This is a genomic window from Mangrovibacter sp. MFB070, assembly GCF_000705335.1.
Taxonomy (GTDB): Bacteria; Pseudomonadota; Gammaproteobacteria; order Enterobacterales; family Enterobacteriaceae; genus Mangrovibacter; species Mangrovibacter plantisponsor.
On record NZ_JJMI01000010.1, the window covers coordinates 62,266 to 76,917 of the forward strand.

At 48.0% G+C, this 14,652-nt stretch carries 11 protein-coding genes and 1 pseudogene; 7 read left to right on the plus strand and 5 right to left on the minus strand.

What is annotated here, in order from left to right; genetic code table 11:
* Positions 1-316 precede the first annotated feature (316 nt).
* From DT73_RS26675 to DT73_RS04155, 3 genes are all read left to right on the plus strand, one after another.
* Positions 317-967, plus strand: coding sequence for a hypothetical protein (locus DT73_RS26675; RefSeq protein WP_235234403.1), 651 nt, complete (start codon positions 317-319; stop codon positions 965-967).
* Positions 968-1,314: 347 nt separating this feature from the next.
* A complete protein-coding gene (locus tag DT73_RS26400) occupies positions 1,315-1,488 on the plus strand; it encodes a hypothetical protein (RefSeq protein ID WP_160173954.1) in 174 nt (57 codons plus the stop codon).
* Positions 1,489-1,696: 208 nt separating this feature from the next.
* The gene (locus DT73_RS04155; RefSeq protein ID WP_036104369.1) at positions 1,697-2,317 is read left to right on the plus strand and encodes a response regulator transcription factor; all 621 of its coding nucleotides are present in this window, start codon (positions 1,697-1,699) and stop codon (positions 2,315-2,317) included.
* Here the strand turns inward: DT73_RS04155 and DT73_RS27040 are convergent.
* The 5 genes and pseudogenes from DT73_RS27040 to DT73_RS04180 all read right to left on the minus strand — a co-directional run bounded on the left by DT73_RS27040 (position 2,314) and on the right by DT73_RS04180 (position 9,554).
* Positions 2,314-7,884: pseudogene (locus DT73_RS27040) on the minus strand (AAA family ATPase). The gene DT73_RS04155 and the pseudogene DT73_RS27040 overlap by 4 nt on opposite strands.
* On the minus strand, positions 7,884-8,267 hold the full coding sequence (locus DT73_RS04165) for a response regulator transcription factor (RefSeq protein ID WP_036104373.1): 384 nt from the start codon (positions 8,265-8,267) through the stop codon (positions 7,884-7,886). The pseudogene DT73_RS27040 and the gene DT73_RS04165 overlap by 1 nt, the downstream one beginning before the upstream one ends.
* Positions 8,268-8,305: 38 nt before the next feature.
* Positions 8,306-8,560, minus strand: coding sequence for a XapX domain-containing protein (locus DT73_RS04170; protein ID WP_036104376.1), 255 nt, complete (start codon positions 8,558-8,560; stop codon positions 8,306-8,308).
* Positions 8,561-8,562: 2 nt separating this feature from the next.
* Entirely contained in the window at positions 8,563-8,805 is a 243-nt protein-coding gene (locus DT73_RS25080) for a DUF1427 family protein (protein WP_051691267.1), read from the minus strand.
* 62 nt (positions 8,806-8,867) lie between these two features.
* Positions 8,868-9,554, minus strand: a complete 687-nt coding sequence (locus DT73_RS04180; protein ID WP_036104379.1) for a hydrolase — start codon at positions 9,552-9,554, stop codon at positions 8,868-8,870.
* Between the two features lie 272 nt (positions 9,555-9,826).
* Between DT73_RS04180 and DT73_RS04185 the strand changes: the two genes are divergently transcribed.
* Genes DT73_RS04185 through DT73_RS04200 form a run of 4 tightly spaced genes read left to right on the plus strand, consistent with a single transcriptional unit; the run spans position 9,827 to position 14,622 of the window.
* On the plus strand, positions 9,827-11,704 hold the full coding sequence (locus DT73_RS04185; protein ID WP_036104381.1) for an amidohydrolase: 1,878 nt from the start codon (positions 9,827-9,829) through the stop codon (positions 11,702-11,704).
* A gap of 4 nt (positions 11,705-11,708) precedes the next feature.
* Positions 11,709-12,140: a DoxX family protein gene (locus DT73_RS04190; protein ID WP_036104536.1), complete on the plus strand. Its 432-nt coding sequence runs from the start codon at positions 11,709-11,711 to the stop codon at positions 12,138-12,140.
* Positions 12,124-13,755 carry an MFS transporter gene (locus tag DT73_RS04195; RefSeq protein WP_036104385.1) on the plus strand — a complete coding sequence of 544 codons (1,632 nt, stop codon included), beginning with the start codon at positions 12,124-12,126 and terminating at the stop codon, positions 13,753-13,755. The genes DT73_RS04190 and DT73_RS04195 overlap by 17 nt, the downstream gene beginning before the upstream one ends.
* 48 nt (positions 13,756-13,803) lie before the next feature.
* Positions 13,804-14,622: an alpha/beta fold hydrolase gene (locus DT73_RS04200; RefSeq protein ID WP_036104387.1), complete on the plus strand. Its 819-nt coding sequence runs from the start codon at positions 13,804-13,806 to the stop codon at positions 14,620-14,622.
* Positions 14,623-14,652 lie beyond the last annotated feature (30 nt).

Sequence of the window (14,652 nt, forward strand, 5' to 3'; positions counted from 1 at the left end):
AAATGAAGTTTCAATAAAATAACACCTTAATTTTAATATTATGCCCAGCGGATCACTCTTTATTCAGATTTGTTATTTTCCCTAACCACAGGATAAAAACTGTGAGCGATATAACTGGCTTTTTGGGCAATTGCCTATGGATTTTTCAATAAAAATAAGACTATGCCTGGCTGGCTTACCCGGATGATACCTTCCCTTTCAGGGCGTTGCGGGCCATAATTGCAGTTATCATACACAGTGCTGGCGATGCCCGGTTCATTACCTGAATACACTATTCAGATGCCGCCAGTATATTTCCAGTTCTACAAGGATGTTGATGAATACGTTTTTAGAAAATAAATGGAGTTATGCAGGCATGTTGTTGGGTGCCTGTGCGCTGATACTCAGTATTTTTCATTTCACCGCAGGGCCGTTTACTTCCCCCGCGCAGTCACTTGAACGCGCGGTTGCCGAGAAAGTCTCTGCCGTTAAAAGTGGGATAATCGCTGTCCTGAAAGGGCAAAAGCCCCCCGCCACCGCCATATTGCTCTTCAGGTATGCCGTGCTGATTATTGCCAGCCCACTGTTACTGAGCGGCTGCCTGCACCACCAATATACCAGCCCACAAATTGAAGGCACGCTAAGCCATGCCGGGAAACCGTTAGCCGGAGCCACGGTATCTGTCACTGATTTTGGTAAGAAAATTGTTTCGTCGCAAACCGATGCCAACGGGCATTTTGCCCTGCACCCGGAAGGCAACTGGCAGGTATTTATTCCCATTGGGCCACAGGATTTGTATCTTCACTGGACTTTGGTACTGGATCAACCTGAAGGGGAGCTCAGCCTGTACGATGGTTACCGCGCAGGTGGCGTGTTCGATGGCTATTCAAAAAGTGACAACCTGGTATTGGCCTGCGATACCGCAAAGCCCGTCGACAACCCACTGGAGCCTGAAGCCAAAAACTACTGCCTGCCAGTCTCTCCATAACACCGCCAGGCCTTCTGGCCTGAATTACATGTAATTTCAGCAAGTTTTGCGAGCATGGCCGCAGGCGTTTGCTTGCCCAAAAGCAGCAAAAACAGTATTTTTTCCCGGCACCTGCATAATCAGGTGCCGGGATTGGAACCCCGAATTGCCAAAGAGCACAAGTCACGTTTTACGTGTTACTCTGTGTCGCGCTCGCTCGCCCTCATTATGGTGAGTTGGGCAGGGGAACCGAAAGGTTCGCCGGGTTCTTTGGTGTCCGGTAGTTCCAACCCTGCTCAGCTCACCACCAGCAGAGATTGGAACCTCTCGGTGGTGTAAAGGTAATAACCACCAAAGAGGATGCCCTTATGGCTACAACCCCAGCTTTTACTCACTCTTTACTTACCCTGCCCGTTAGCGACCAGACAGAGTTCACCGTACTTGAACGCCATTGTGAACACCAGGCTGGTCCCCTGCTGGAATGTGCCATTCCGCTGGCTTTGCCTGGCAAGGTGGTGTTTAACGCAAAAAAACGGTCATAAGTATAAAAATAGCTGTGAATAGTCTGAAAAACACTCACCATATTGCAACATTAGCCAATAATAATGATTATCATTGTGGTGCTTTTTGTTACAATATTCACAATTAATTCTCTTTTGCACACGATGCCGGGCTGTACCTTCTCGTAGTACATTGAATGCTGAGCATTATCATGCCGTTCCTCGAAATTCAGATTGAGAAGAAATCTTTATGAATCAGATGGTTTATATTGTTGATGATGATAAGTCAGTAAGAGCTGCTCTCAGCAATCTACTGATGGCAGAAGATTATGAGGTTATCGCTTTTCCCTCTGCCAAAGAATTTCTTAGTCATTCGTTAGGTTCTGATCCTTGCTGCCTGATTTTGGATATTAATATGCCAGATGCAGATGGTTTTACCGTAGTTCAGACACTCAATGAGAGAGGGGTTACGATCCCAACAATTTTTCTGACCGGTTTTGGAACCATTCCAGTTACGGTGCGCGCAATGAAAACCGGTGCTTGCGAGTTTCTTACCAAACCCGTCATCCCTGACCAACTGATTGAGGTTGTTTCCGAAGCGTTACAGCAGGCGGTGAGTAACTTTACGGTGTCACAGGAACACTATGAAATGACCACCCGTTACCAGTCTTTAACACCGCGAGAAAGTGAGGCTATGATTCTGGCAATAAGTGGTCTACTGAATAAACAAATCGCTGCGGAAATGGGGATCAGTGAAATCACTGCAAAAGTGCATAAACGCCGGGTAATGGAAAAAATGAACGTTCGCTCCTTTTCTGATCTGGTACGTGCAGCTGAACGACTGAATATTCGCTGTCCCCGCCGAAGTTAACCCGGAGCGTCAGGAGGTAATACAGGCAGAGTGAACCAGAAAATACTGCCTTCCCCTGAACGATTTTCCCCGTGTAATTCACCACCGTGTTTTTTGATGATGCTGCTGCTAATAGCCAACCCCATTCCCATACCTTCTTGTTTTGTAGTGTAAAATGATTCAAAGATACGGCCTTTTACTTCATCTGCCATGCCTTCACCTGTATCCAGCACTTCGACGCAAATGATACCGGGTTCAGGATTGGATGTTACAAGCGTCAGTACCAGCGGCCGGTTCGTGATGCTACCCATAGCATCAATAGCATTAACCACCAGATTGAGCAGTACTTGCTGAATTTGAATACAGTCGCACCATATTTCAGCACAACTGGCCTCCAGCTTTATCTGCAAAGCAATCCACTTTCTTTCAATTTCGGCGCGTGACAGAGCAAGAATATCACGGGCAATAGAATGCAAATTGCCTCTGGAGAAGACCGACTCCTGTTTACGCGTTAAAGACTGCAGGCCGCGGATAATATCGCCAGCCCGTTTCCCTTCATTGAGAATTTCCTCAAGGCTAAAGCAGGCATTGTTTATATGGCTTTGCTCTCTTTTCAGCCAGCGTAAACTTGCTCCCGCATGAGAGACAATAGACATCAGAGGTTGATTGATCTCATGGGCAATTGAAGCCGTAAGTTGCCCAACCGTTGTAGCCCGTGACACTCTGGCCAGTTCAGCATGAGCTAAGCGCGCAGCATCTTCAGCCCTCCGTTGAACCGTGATGTCGGAAATCGTTCCAAAATACTCTTTGGTTTCCGGCCAGTTAGCAACTGGTTCACCAATACCTTTAATAAAGCGGCATTCTCCGTCAAGCCGGAATATACGAAACTCAGCCTGCATGTTTACACCATTACGAACACTGTCCTGAACCAGTTCATTAATTACTTTATGATCGTCAGGATGAACAAATGTCATAAAATCAGCCATGGAGAACATGCTTACTTGCTGAGGCAAGCCAAGTATGCGGACATATTCATCAGAGACATGCATCTGATCCTGTTCGACTTCCCAGCTCCAGGTACCTGTATGGCTTATTTTTTCCCCAAGCATGAGCGACGTCTGGCTGTCTCGTAGTTGTTTCTCTACTCGCCGCCTGTGAATATTCTCTTCCAGCAACTCTGCATATAACCGGGCTGTTTCTATTGATACGGCAGCCTGGGCACTAAGGGTTTTTACAATATGTGACTGTTCAGCTGTGAATACATCGGGCATCAGCCGGTTTTCCAGGTAGAGAACGCCCACCATTTTTGCCTGTTTGAACATCGGTACACACATAACTGCCGCGCCAGAAGAAACCAGGTAAGGATCATGGCTGAACGGGCTAAATTCCTCCGGCTTACCCGTACGAATTTCCTGCCCGGTACGAATCACGGCAGATAACACAGAGAGCGGTAAATCGCTTTGTTCTGGTTGCTCTTTCACCATTACCACTTTTACACCATCAACATTGGCTTCTGCCCGTGCTTCAATCTCGGGAAGATTCCCATCTGTGATACGTATTAACATGCATCGCTGTGCCCCCGACCTTTCCAGCAGTATGCGCATAAGAGTCTGAATCAGGCGGTCAAGGTTTATCTCTTCTGTTAACGCACGCACAGCAGCGACGACACTTTCTAAATCACGAATCGCTTCACCCTCGAATTGCATGGTTGTACCTGCATTACTGAGGTTTTGCACAGACAAATGTAAATAGCGCCGTTCAAGTTGGCAGACCTTGCTCAGTGCTCCCCAATTTCGCCAGTTACTGACTGCACCTTTTATATATGCGTCACCAGCAACATCTAACTGCCAGCTTTTGGCACAATACCCAGCTAACTCGTATGCCAGTGCAGTGATGTGAACGTAACCGTTTCGGGAAGAGAGATTAATCGCCTCGTCATAATGCCTGAGCGCAGTGCCTTCACGCCCCTCAATACGCGCGAACTCAGCAGCCAGTAAAGCCGCTTTATCGGCGAATAAATCCGGGTTGAGTTGTGCCCATTGTGTTATTTTTACGGCATATTCCCGCGCAGTAACAATGGCAGAAGACTCTGCCCCTGAAGGCAGAGGAATGGTCAAACTCAGTGCACTATAAAAATAAAGGTCGAGCAGATAGATATATCCGGGTACTGAATTGACCAGTTGGTGTGCTTTGGAAAAAGAAGACAATGCAAGAGAGTATTCTGTGGCAAAAAAATGCGCCATTCCCCGGTAAAGCCATGACCAAAACATAACCATTGCTTTTGGGCCTGAAACAGGACCAGGTTCACTCCCGATTAAATACTCAGAGAAAATACACTAGCCATTAGCGTTGTTACCCTCATGATTCCCTCGTAAATAAATAACCAGTTGCTTTTGCATCAATAAAACATTTTCGACATCGGGGTAGAAAGACTTTTGCGTGAAAGCTAAACCACGTTCGATGGTTGTTTGGATTGATTCAAGATGATCACCACGAGTCAAGTAATTCATCATCTGGTGGCGTAATGAAAGACAGGCAAAGGACTTATCGCCATGAGCAACAGAGACATCAAAGCTTTTTTTCGCACAATCAATTGAAAATTCCAGCTTTTGTGTCCAGATACCGATCTGATCAAGTGGCAAAAGTGTCCGTGCTTTGAAACGCAAGAAATCGTGCTGTTCTGCGAGCGTGGCAGCTAACAAACCACATTTTAAACCGTAATGGTATTCCTGATAACGATCGATGATCAGTACACTAAACCACGACAGGCCAAACACCGATGCACCAGTAATACCGTGTTCGAGTGTGATTTCAAGAATTTTACACACCAGCAATAAATGTAATTCGGGGCAATCATAAGAAGACGCATAAATAGTGCTGGCCAACAAGTTCAGAATGGCCTCTTGCTCTTGATCAACCATTACTGGCAATGCCCCAATGCTCATTTCCGGCACATCGCCCAGGCGAGAACGTAAGTTCAGCCATGCCGTATGGCATTCAGTTACATCAGGGTGACGATTAAACTGAATGCCAAATACGGTCAGCCAGGCCAGTGCTATTTCCAGTGCCAGGAAATTATCAGACTGCCGCATATGGATTTCAGCCGAAAGACAAGCTGCTATTGATTTTTGAGTAAGGCTACCCGGCTCTTTGAGAAGTGACGTACACAGTGATTGTGCAGCATCCAGGTTTCCCAGCCGGAACTGGCATTCAGCCTCCTCAACGCCAAGCGCAAAAAACGCCGGGGACAGGTGCCTGGTAACCAGCGCGCGTGCCGTTTTGATATAACGCAGAGCTGAAATATAATCACCCGCTCTGCGGGCAAGTTGTACTGCATTGAAGCTTAAATGAAAATAAGTTTGCTGTTGCTCTGCATTGAGGCTGGCTTCTGTCACCATTGAAATATGATGTACAGCTCTAATCAGGGTTTCATTATTGTTTGTCTCTAAAGCATCTTCAGACAACACGCTTGCGGACTTAAGATGAATGTGTCGTTTTAGCTCATCACTTATCAATAAAAAAGCAGCGTTATGCACCCGGGCATGGGTAAATGTATATTCATCACCACTAATAGCGATGAATTTCTCACTAATAGCAGGCCTGAGCCCTTGCTGAATATCACCCTGATTTATTTCTAACACCCGGCTTAATAAGCCCAACTCACCTTTGCCACCCAAACAAGCCAGGTGTCCTAACAACTGGCGAGTAGACTCGGGCATTCGCTCCAACTGGCGCACAATAATGCTGGCAACATTATCGGTTGAAGCACATGCAATCAACGCTGCCCGGTCATAATGCCATTTCAGTGGCTTATAAGTGCAAAAAATTAGTCCATCATCGACGGCCTGCTTAAAAAATACTTGTACAAAAAGTGGGTTACCTGCTGTTTTTTCATAAACCAACTGAGCCAGTTCATTAATACTGCAAGGGCGAATATGTAATCTTGCAGCCAGCCAGCGTGCAACCATTTTGGTATTCAGCGGCATTGGTGTAATTTCGGTTACTCGCGCAGCTGCACGGCGAATACTTGTTAGCACCTCTGATATAAGAGAGCAAGGCGCAGGGTCGACATCACGGTACGCGATAACCAACAGCAGCGGAAAATGTGAATAACGCTGCATGATACTTTCCAATAATTGCAAGCTGGCGTGGTCTGCGCAATGCACATCGTCAATCAGCATTACCAGCGGTTTTCCTGACGACGCAAAAACTTTTACGATTGAGCATGCTACATGGATAAAACGCTCACGTTCATCCGGCAAGGAATCAGATAACGGCTTCTTTGGGGGAATATTTAATATCTGTCGAAATTCCGCAACCAACTCGATAGCTAAATCCGCATCTTTACCCAAAGCTAGTAATAAACGAGCCCGCCACACCGAGACATCGGTAGCCGATAAACCAAGCAGATACATCACCAACGAACGAATCAGATTAGCCAGTACCGCATAGGGAGCCTGTGGAGAATGCGGGTCTGCTTTGCCGACAGTTAACAAAATCGACTTATGCTGCAGTTTTTTCAGTGCAGAAGCGATAATTGCAGACTTTCCTGAACCAGGGGCTCCACGGATCATGAGCAGTTGATGAGATCCACTACGCTGAACCTCATCCAGGGCTTTGATCAACAACTTCCCCTGAACATGTTCTGTAAATAAACTTTCGACGCGATAGTTGGCAGTAAAACGTTCCTGAAGCCCGGGTGTGAAAGACTCTATCGTTCCTTGAGAGGTTATCGTTGCTTTACAGCGGCGCAAATCAGCCAGCAAGCCATCAATACTCTGGTATCCATCTGTGGGTGATTTAGCCAACAGTCGCAGAATAATCACCGACAATATAGGAGGTGTATCATGGCGAACAAATTCCGGGGGCCGTGGAGGGGTGGCAAGATGGTAGTGAATCCACTCAGACTGCCCGGCCTGTAAAGAACCAAAAGGTAATTTACCCGTCAGCATTTCATAGAGAACAATCCCCAGACTATAAAGATCACTCAGATCACTGACAGGGTAAGATGTTCGGCCTGTATGCTCTGGCGACATATACGCCAGGGTGCCTCCGGAAGCCCGCACATCATTTTTTAGTTGTGTGTTATTGGTTACGGTTGCCATGCCGAAACCACCAAGCCGACAGGTACCATCATGGTTCAGGAACAGGTGAGCAGGTTTAATATCACCATGCACAATCCCCTGATGGTGAAGTTGTCTTAGTGGTAAACATAACTGAATGGCCCGGTGCAGAAATTCAGTTATTGTCGCAGGTGGTGTGCTAATAACTTCAGCCAGCGTGTGGTAATCAAAGTATGGGTAGACCAGGGCATAACGCCCAAGATGGCGGGTATAGCCAGATGGTTTCACTGCCCAACCCGGCAAAAGATGAGAAGACAACGTTAGTTCATTTTTTAATAATTGAGCTGCCTTAAACGCTACCTCTTCAGTGGCCCCCATGGCAATAATCACCGCTTCACCGGTGGCATTTTGCCCTGCCAGCCACATAATACTGCCTTCCTGTACCAATTGTGTCAGATTGATATCACTCGGCAATGCTATGTACTGTTCCTCATTATCATCCTGCTCAATAGAGATAATGCCCATCAATATGCTTTCCCCTGGGACAGCTCATCGCGGATAATGTCCAGCAATATGTCAACATCTATGGGCTTACGCAAAAAGGTCACCGCCCCCAGTGAATGAGCATAGTTTTGTACTGAATCATCTTGTTCCGCAGAAATAAATATCACTGGTAGTAGAATAGAATGTTTTTTCAGTATCGAGTAGAGCTCAAAACCGCTCATGCCTTTCAGCCTGACATCAACAATTAACAGAGCGGTGCCAGTCAAAGCCATAACATCGCGTATTAATTCTTCGCCCGACTCGAACTGGTTGGTGGTATATCCTTCAGAATGCAGTAAATTGCTCAGGCCATTACGGACTGAGCGTTCATCATCAACGATGACAATTTGCTGTGGCAGCACCATGCTGAATCCTCGCTGTTCCCACCAAATGAGGATTTTCCTCAGGGCGTTTTCTCTTCGTCCGGCAGTGGCGTACCACTAATTTTTGCCACACATTCGTGGCGAAACCAGGCAAGGGTTACAGGCTGGCGGTTAATAAGCCGTTTCGCCAGTGGCACCAATTGTTCCCCTACTAACATGCCAAATAACCCCAATAACGCAATAATCGGCGGCGCAGGTGATGGAACATGCATCAATCCGTATAACAGACCCGCCAGAATTCCTGTAATCAGCGAGATAACATAGGATTTCAGCATAATCAGTTCTCCTTACCAACATGTTCCGACACAGGTGCATAAGCAACCGTGTAAGGCTTGCTATGTGAAAAGAGTGAGCTTGCCTGGCCATGAGGTTGTAACTGGGCAATCAGTTGGCTACCGATAATCATGCCCAATAACCCCACCAGCGCAACAGCAGGTGGTGCCGGAGAGCGTACACGCAGTAGTGCGTAAAAGAGGCCAACTACCACCCCTGCCCCCAGAGAAATCATCATTGGATTCATTGGAATGCTCCCTTGACCAGCACACCGGGTGCTGGTCAATACTGGCAATGCATGGATGGCAATTAACGTGCTGAAACAGGTGCCAAAGTACGGTGTTCACTTACCTGGCGAGAAGGCGCTTTATGCACCATGGTGTAGGCATAGTCAACACCAATGCCGTAAGCGCCAGAATGTTCTTTAGCAATTTTCATTACCGCGTCATAGGTATCGCGGTTAGCCCAGTCACGCTGCCATTCGAGCATAACCTGCTGCCAGGTCACTGGCACAACGCCAGCCTGAATCATGCGCTGCATGGCATAATCGTGAGCTTCTTTTGATGTACCACCAGAAGCATCAGCCACCATGTAGATTTCATAGCCGCCTTCAAGCATTGCGCACAATGCAAAAGTGTTATTACAGACCTCTGTCCATAAACCTGAAACAATCACCTTTTTCTTGCCATTTGCCGCCAGTGCATCACGCACTTTTTGGTCATCCCATGAGTTCATGGAAGTACGCTCAAGTATGTCCAGCCCGGGAAAAACATCCAGCAGTTCAGGATAGGTATAGCCAGAGAAGCTCTCTGTTTCGACAGTAGTGATAGTTGTCGGGATGTTAAAAACCTTTGCTGCTTTAGCCAGCGCAACAGTATTGTTTTTCAGCACTTGCCGGTCGATTGACTGCACACCGAATGCCATCTGTGGTTGCTGATCAATAAAAATAATCTGGCTGTTATTGGGAGTGAGGACTTCAAGCTTAGAGTTGGACATGAGTTTACCCATTGAGGTTATTAACGGATTTCCGCAAAACATGCTACGGAGCAAATGTGACCTGGCACTGGTCACCTCAGGGCCAATGTTAGAGGGCAATAAAATTCCGCACTATTATCTCTGCGTATAGGTATACAAACGTATAAGTATCCTTCTGTATAACTAGACGGTGTTAATCTCTCATTCCCATAATCCTGAACTTATTCATGCTGGCGACAGGCGACAGCATCTTTCCTGTTCGAATATTCGGACATCACAGTTCAGGAGGCGCTATGGTGGCACTTGGTAAAGCAGAGCTGATTTTAATCAACGGGAAATTTCACACGGTTGATCGCAGTAACCCCGAAGCACAAGCGGTAGCGATCCGTGACGGGAAATTCCTGGCTGTAGGTAGCCTGGCTGAAATCATGGAACATCATGATGAAGGAACGAAAGTCATCGACCTGAAGGATCACACAGTTATCCCTGGGTTGAATGACTCCCACCTGCACCTGATTCGTGGCGGGCTGAACTACAATCTGGAATTACGTTGGGAGGGTGTTCCCTCGCTTTCTGATGCATTACGTATGTTGAAAGAACAGGCACAGCGTACTCCATCACCTCAATGGGTAAGAGTGGTAGGTGGCTGGACAGAGTTTCAGTTTGCCGAGCGCCGGATGCCAACACTTGAGGAAATTAACGAAGCGGCTCCCGACACCCCAGTATTTATTCTTCACCTCTATGACCGGGCTTTATTGAACCGCGCCGCACTTAAGGTTGTGGGATATACCAAAGACACCCCCACCCCTCCAGGAGGCGAAATTCAGCGCGACAGTAATGGCAACCCGACAGGCATGCTGATCGCCCGCCCTAACGCCATGATCCTCTACGCAACCCTGGCAAAAGGCCCAACACTTCCGCTGGATCACCAGATTAATTCGACCCGCCAGTTTATGCGTGAATTAAACCGGCTGGGTATCACCAGCGCAATTGACGCTGGCGGCGGTTTCCAAAACTACCCGGAAGATTATGAAGTCATTGCGAAACTACACAGTGAACAGCAGATGACGGTGCGTATTGCTTATAACTTGTTCACTCAGCGCCCCGGCCATGAGTTGGAAGATTTTGAAAAATGGACTGATATGCTCACTCCGGGCCAGGGAAGTGATTATTTCCGCCATAACGGTGCCGGTGAAATGCTGGTATTTTCCGCAGCCGATTTTGAAGATTTCCTGGAACCACGCCCAGATTTAGCACCCGGTATGGAAGATGAACTGGAACGCGTGGTGCGCCACCTGGTAGAGCACCGCTGGCCATTTCGGCTGCATGCAACCTACAACGAATCAATTAGCCGAATGCTGGATGTGTTCGAAAAAGTGAATCGCGATATTCCTTTTGATGGCCTTCACTGGTTTTTCGACCATGCAGAAACAGTAACCCAGCAAAATATTGACCGTATTAAAGCTCTGGGAGGCGGCATTGCCGTTCAACACCGCATGGCATTCCAGGGTGAATATTTTGCAGAACGTTATGGGCTCGAAGCAACCGCACATACTCCACCAGTCACTAAAATGCTGAATACCGGCGTGCCCGTGGGACTGGGAACCGACGCCACTCGTGTTGCCAGTTACAACCCGTGGACTGCGCTCTACTGGTTGGTATCTGGTCGTACTGTTGGCGGTATGCAAATGTATGACGTCAACGCCCGGCTCGATCGAGACACAGCCTTAATGCTCTGGACCCAGGGCAGTGCCTGGTTTTCCAGTGAGCAGGGGCAAAAAGGCCAGATAAAAGTTGGGCAGCTGGCCGACATCGCGGTATTGAGTAAGAACTTTTTCAGTGTTCCGGAAGATGAAATAAAAGGTATTGAATCAGTACTGACTGTGGTGGATGGCAACATTGTTTATGCCGCAGGTTCATTTAGCTCTGAAGCACCACCAGCAATACCAGTCCTGCCGGAGTGGTCGCCTGTTGTTAATGTGCCTGGCCACTACCGTAGTGCCCCCCCAGGAGCAGTAACCCGCACTGGCTTAAAGCCCCGGCAACACCAGTGTAACGGCCCTTGCAGTGTTCACAGCCACCAGCATGATATCGCCCGTGGTGCCAACATCCCTGTGTCAGAAGAGAACGCCTTTTGGGGTGCGCTCGGCTGCAGCTGCTTTGCGTTTTAATACCATGAAAACAATACCGTTTATCTCATCTGCGCCCCAGACTGACCTGGGGCTGTTCTTCCTGAGACTCAGTAGTAGTTTGCTACTGCTGTATGTTCATGGTTTACCCAAAGTACTTCACTTCCATGCTGAACTGGCTCGTATTGAAGATCCTTTTGGCATGGGGCCTTATATGAGTTTACTTCCTGCCATTCTTGCTGAGGTGGTTTGCCCGGTTTTGATAATTCTTGGGGTATGGGCCCGGCTTGCCTGTTTGCCTGTTATTGGTGTCCTGCTGGTAGCCATGCTGTTTGTTCACCCTGACTGGTCTGTTGCCGAAGGGCAGTTTGGCTGGCTATTGCTGATAATTTTCATTACACAGGCAATTACAGGACCGGGGCGCTGGTGCATAGGCAATAACACCAAACAAGGGCTGCACTATGGCACAAGTAAATGATATCCAAAGTTCCAGTCCGGAGCAGGATGGTACCGTTACCGTGCGGCCTTCGTCGCCCTGGCAACCACTCAGACAACCCGTGTTTCGTACGCTCTGGCTGGCAACTGTAGTTTCTAATATTGGTTCATGGATGAACGATGTTGGCGTCAACTGGAGCATGCTCACGCTAAGTAGTGATCCCCTGGCCGTCGCCTTAGTTCAGGCCAGTAGTAGCCTGCCTATGTTTTTATTTGCCCTGCCTTCAGGCGTAATGGCCGATATCGTCGACAGGCGTAAATACTTACTCTTTTCGCAGGTATGGGTATTTATTGTGGCAGCCAGTTTAACGTTGCTCTCAGCGGCCGGGTTAGTTACCCCCTGGGTGTTATTGTTAGCCGCCTTTTTGTTGAGTACCGGAGCCGCAATGAGCTCCCCGCCTTTTCAGGCCATTGTGCCCGACCTGGTGACTAAAGATGAGCTGGGCCCCGCCATTGCGCTTAACTCACTAGGCATTAATATCAGCCGGGCGATTGGCCCTGCACTTGGCGGCCTGATCCTCTCCTTTACCAGCCCCTGGCTCGTGTTTTTACTCAATGCATTATCCGTAACGGGTGTTGCTCTGGTGCTGTATCGCTGGAAATCCGAGCCAACTATACAGCGCCTGCCGCCTGAGCATTTTTTCCAGGCAGTGCGTGTTGGTCTGCGTTACATCTATGCTGCCCCCGTTTTCCGTAATGTGCTGGTACGCACCTGTGCTTTCTTTCTTTTTGGTAGTGCAGGTTGGGCCTTATTGCCCCTGGTGGCACGGACAGAAATGCACCTGGGGCCAGGCGGCTATGGCATGATGCTGGCAAGCATAGGTGTTGGGGCCATTAGCGGTGCAGTGTTGATGCCCAGGTTACGCAAAAGGTTTAGTGCCGATGCATTAATGATGCAGGCCAGTGTGTTATTCGGCCTGATGATGCTGGGCATGGCTTTTATTCGCCATTTCTGGTGGCTCAACCTGTGCGAGTTTTTTATTGGTTTAGCCTGGATAACCATTCTTTCGACTCTCAACCTGGGTGCACAACGCAGTGCCGCCCGGTGGGTTAAGGCCCGGGCACTCGCCGTTTATCTCACGGCATTCTTTGGCTCAATGACCATCGGCAGCACAGTATGGGGTCAACTGGCCGCTCATTATTCAATCCCTTTCTCTCTTAGTACCGCCGCTATTGGGCTGATATTGTCCTGCACTGTTGTCTGGCGCTGGCGGCTTGATAAAGACCCTGACCTCGATCTTGATATCGCCACCCACCGTAATAGCAGCACATTACAACCGAACGTGCATCACAGCCGGGGCCCGGTAATGGTGAGCTACGAATACCGTATTCGCCGTGAAGATGCACATGATTTCACAGTATGTATGCAGGACATGCGGCGCATGAGGCGCCGCAGTGGAGCGATTAACTGGGCTATTTATGAAGATGTACTGCAACCCGGTATTTTTGTTGAAACATTCGTTGTTGATTCCTGGATGGAACACTTACGAGAACAGGAGCGTTACACCATGGATGATAAAAAAATTCAGACCCGGGTGAATACCTTCCATCGGGGAGAACAGGTACCTGAAGTCCGTTATTTGGTTGCTCCGTTCTGACGATGCAATGCCAAATATCAACCACTCAATAAATAAGAGGTTTATGTAATGAGCACATTTACAACTAAAGATGGTACTCAGATTTACTTCAAAGATTGGGGCACCGGCAAGCCAGTGCTCTTCAGCCACGGGTGGCCTCTTGATGCGGATATGTGGGACAGCCAAATGAACTTTCTGGCAGAACAGGGCTACCGCGTTATTGCTTTTGACCGCCGGGGATTTGGCCGCTCGGACCAGCCCTGGAATGGGTATGACTATGACACATTTGCCTCTGACATTAATGATCTGATTAATCATCTTGAGCTCAACGAGATTACATTAGTCGGGTTTTCAATGGGTGGTGGCGATGTAACGCGTTATATCGGCAATTATGGGACATCCCGAATTGCCGCACTGGTGCTACTGGGAGCCGTCACCCCAATATTTGGTAAAGCTGAAGACTACCCACAAGGTGTTGATTTATCTGTTTTTACTGGTATTCGTGATGGGCTACGCAAAGACAGGGCTCAATTTATTCGTGATTTTGCTTCACCTTTTTATGGCACTAATGCCGGGCAGCAGGTGTCTGAAGGTGTCATGCACCAGACGCTCAATATTGCCCTTCTGGCATCGCTTAAGGGCACGCTCGATTGTGTTACGGCATTTGCAGAAACAGATTTCCGTACCGATATAGCTAAAGTGGATGTTCCAACATTAGTTATTCATGGCAGCAATGACCAGGTGGTTCCTTTCGAGACGACAGGCAGGTTATCTGCAGAAATGATCCAAGGTTCAGAGCTCAAAGTATATGACAATGCCCCACATGGCTTTGCCGTTACCCACCAGGAACAACTGAATCAGGATTTGCTGGCATTTTTGCAGCGTTAATTCCACTGAACTAAATACCCCAGAAGCAAA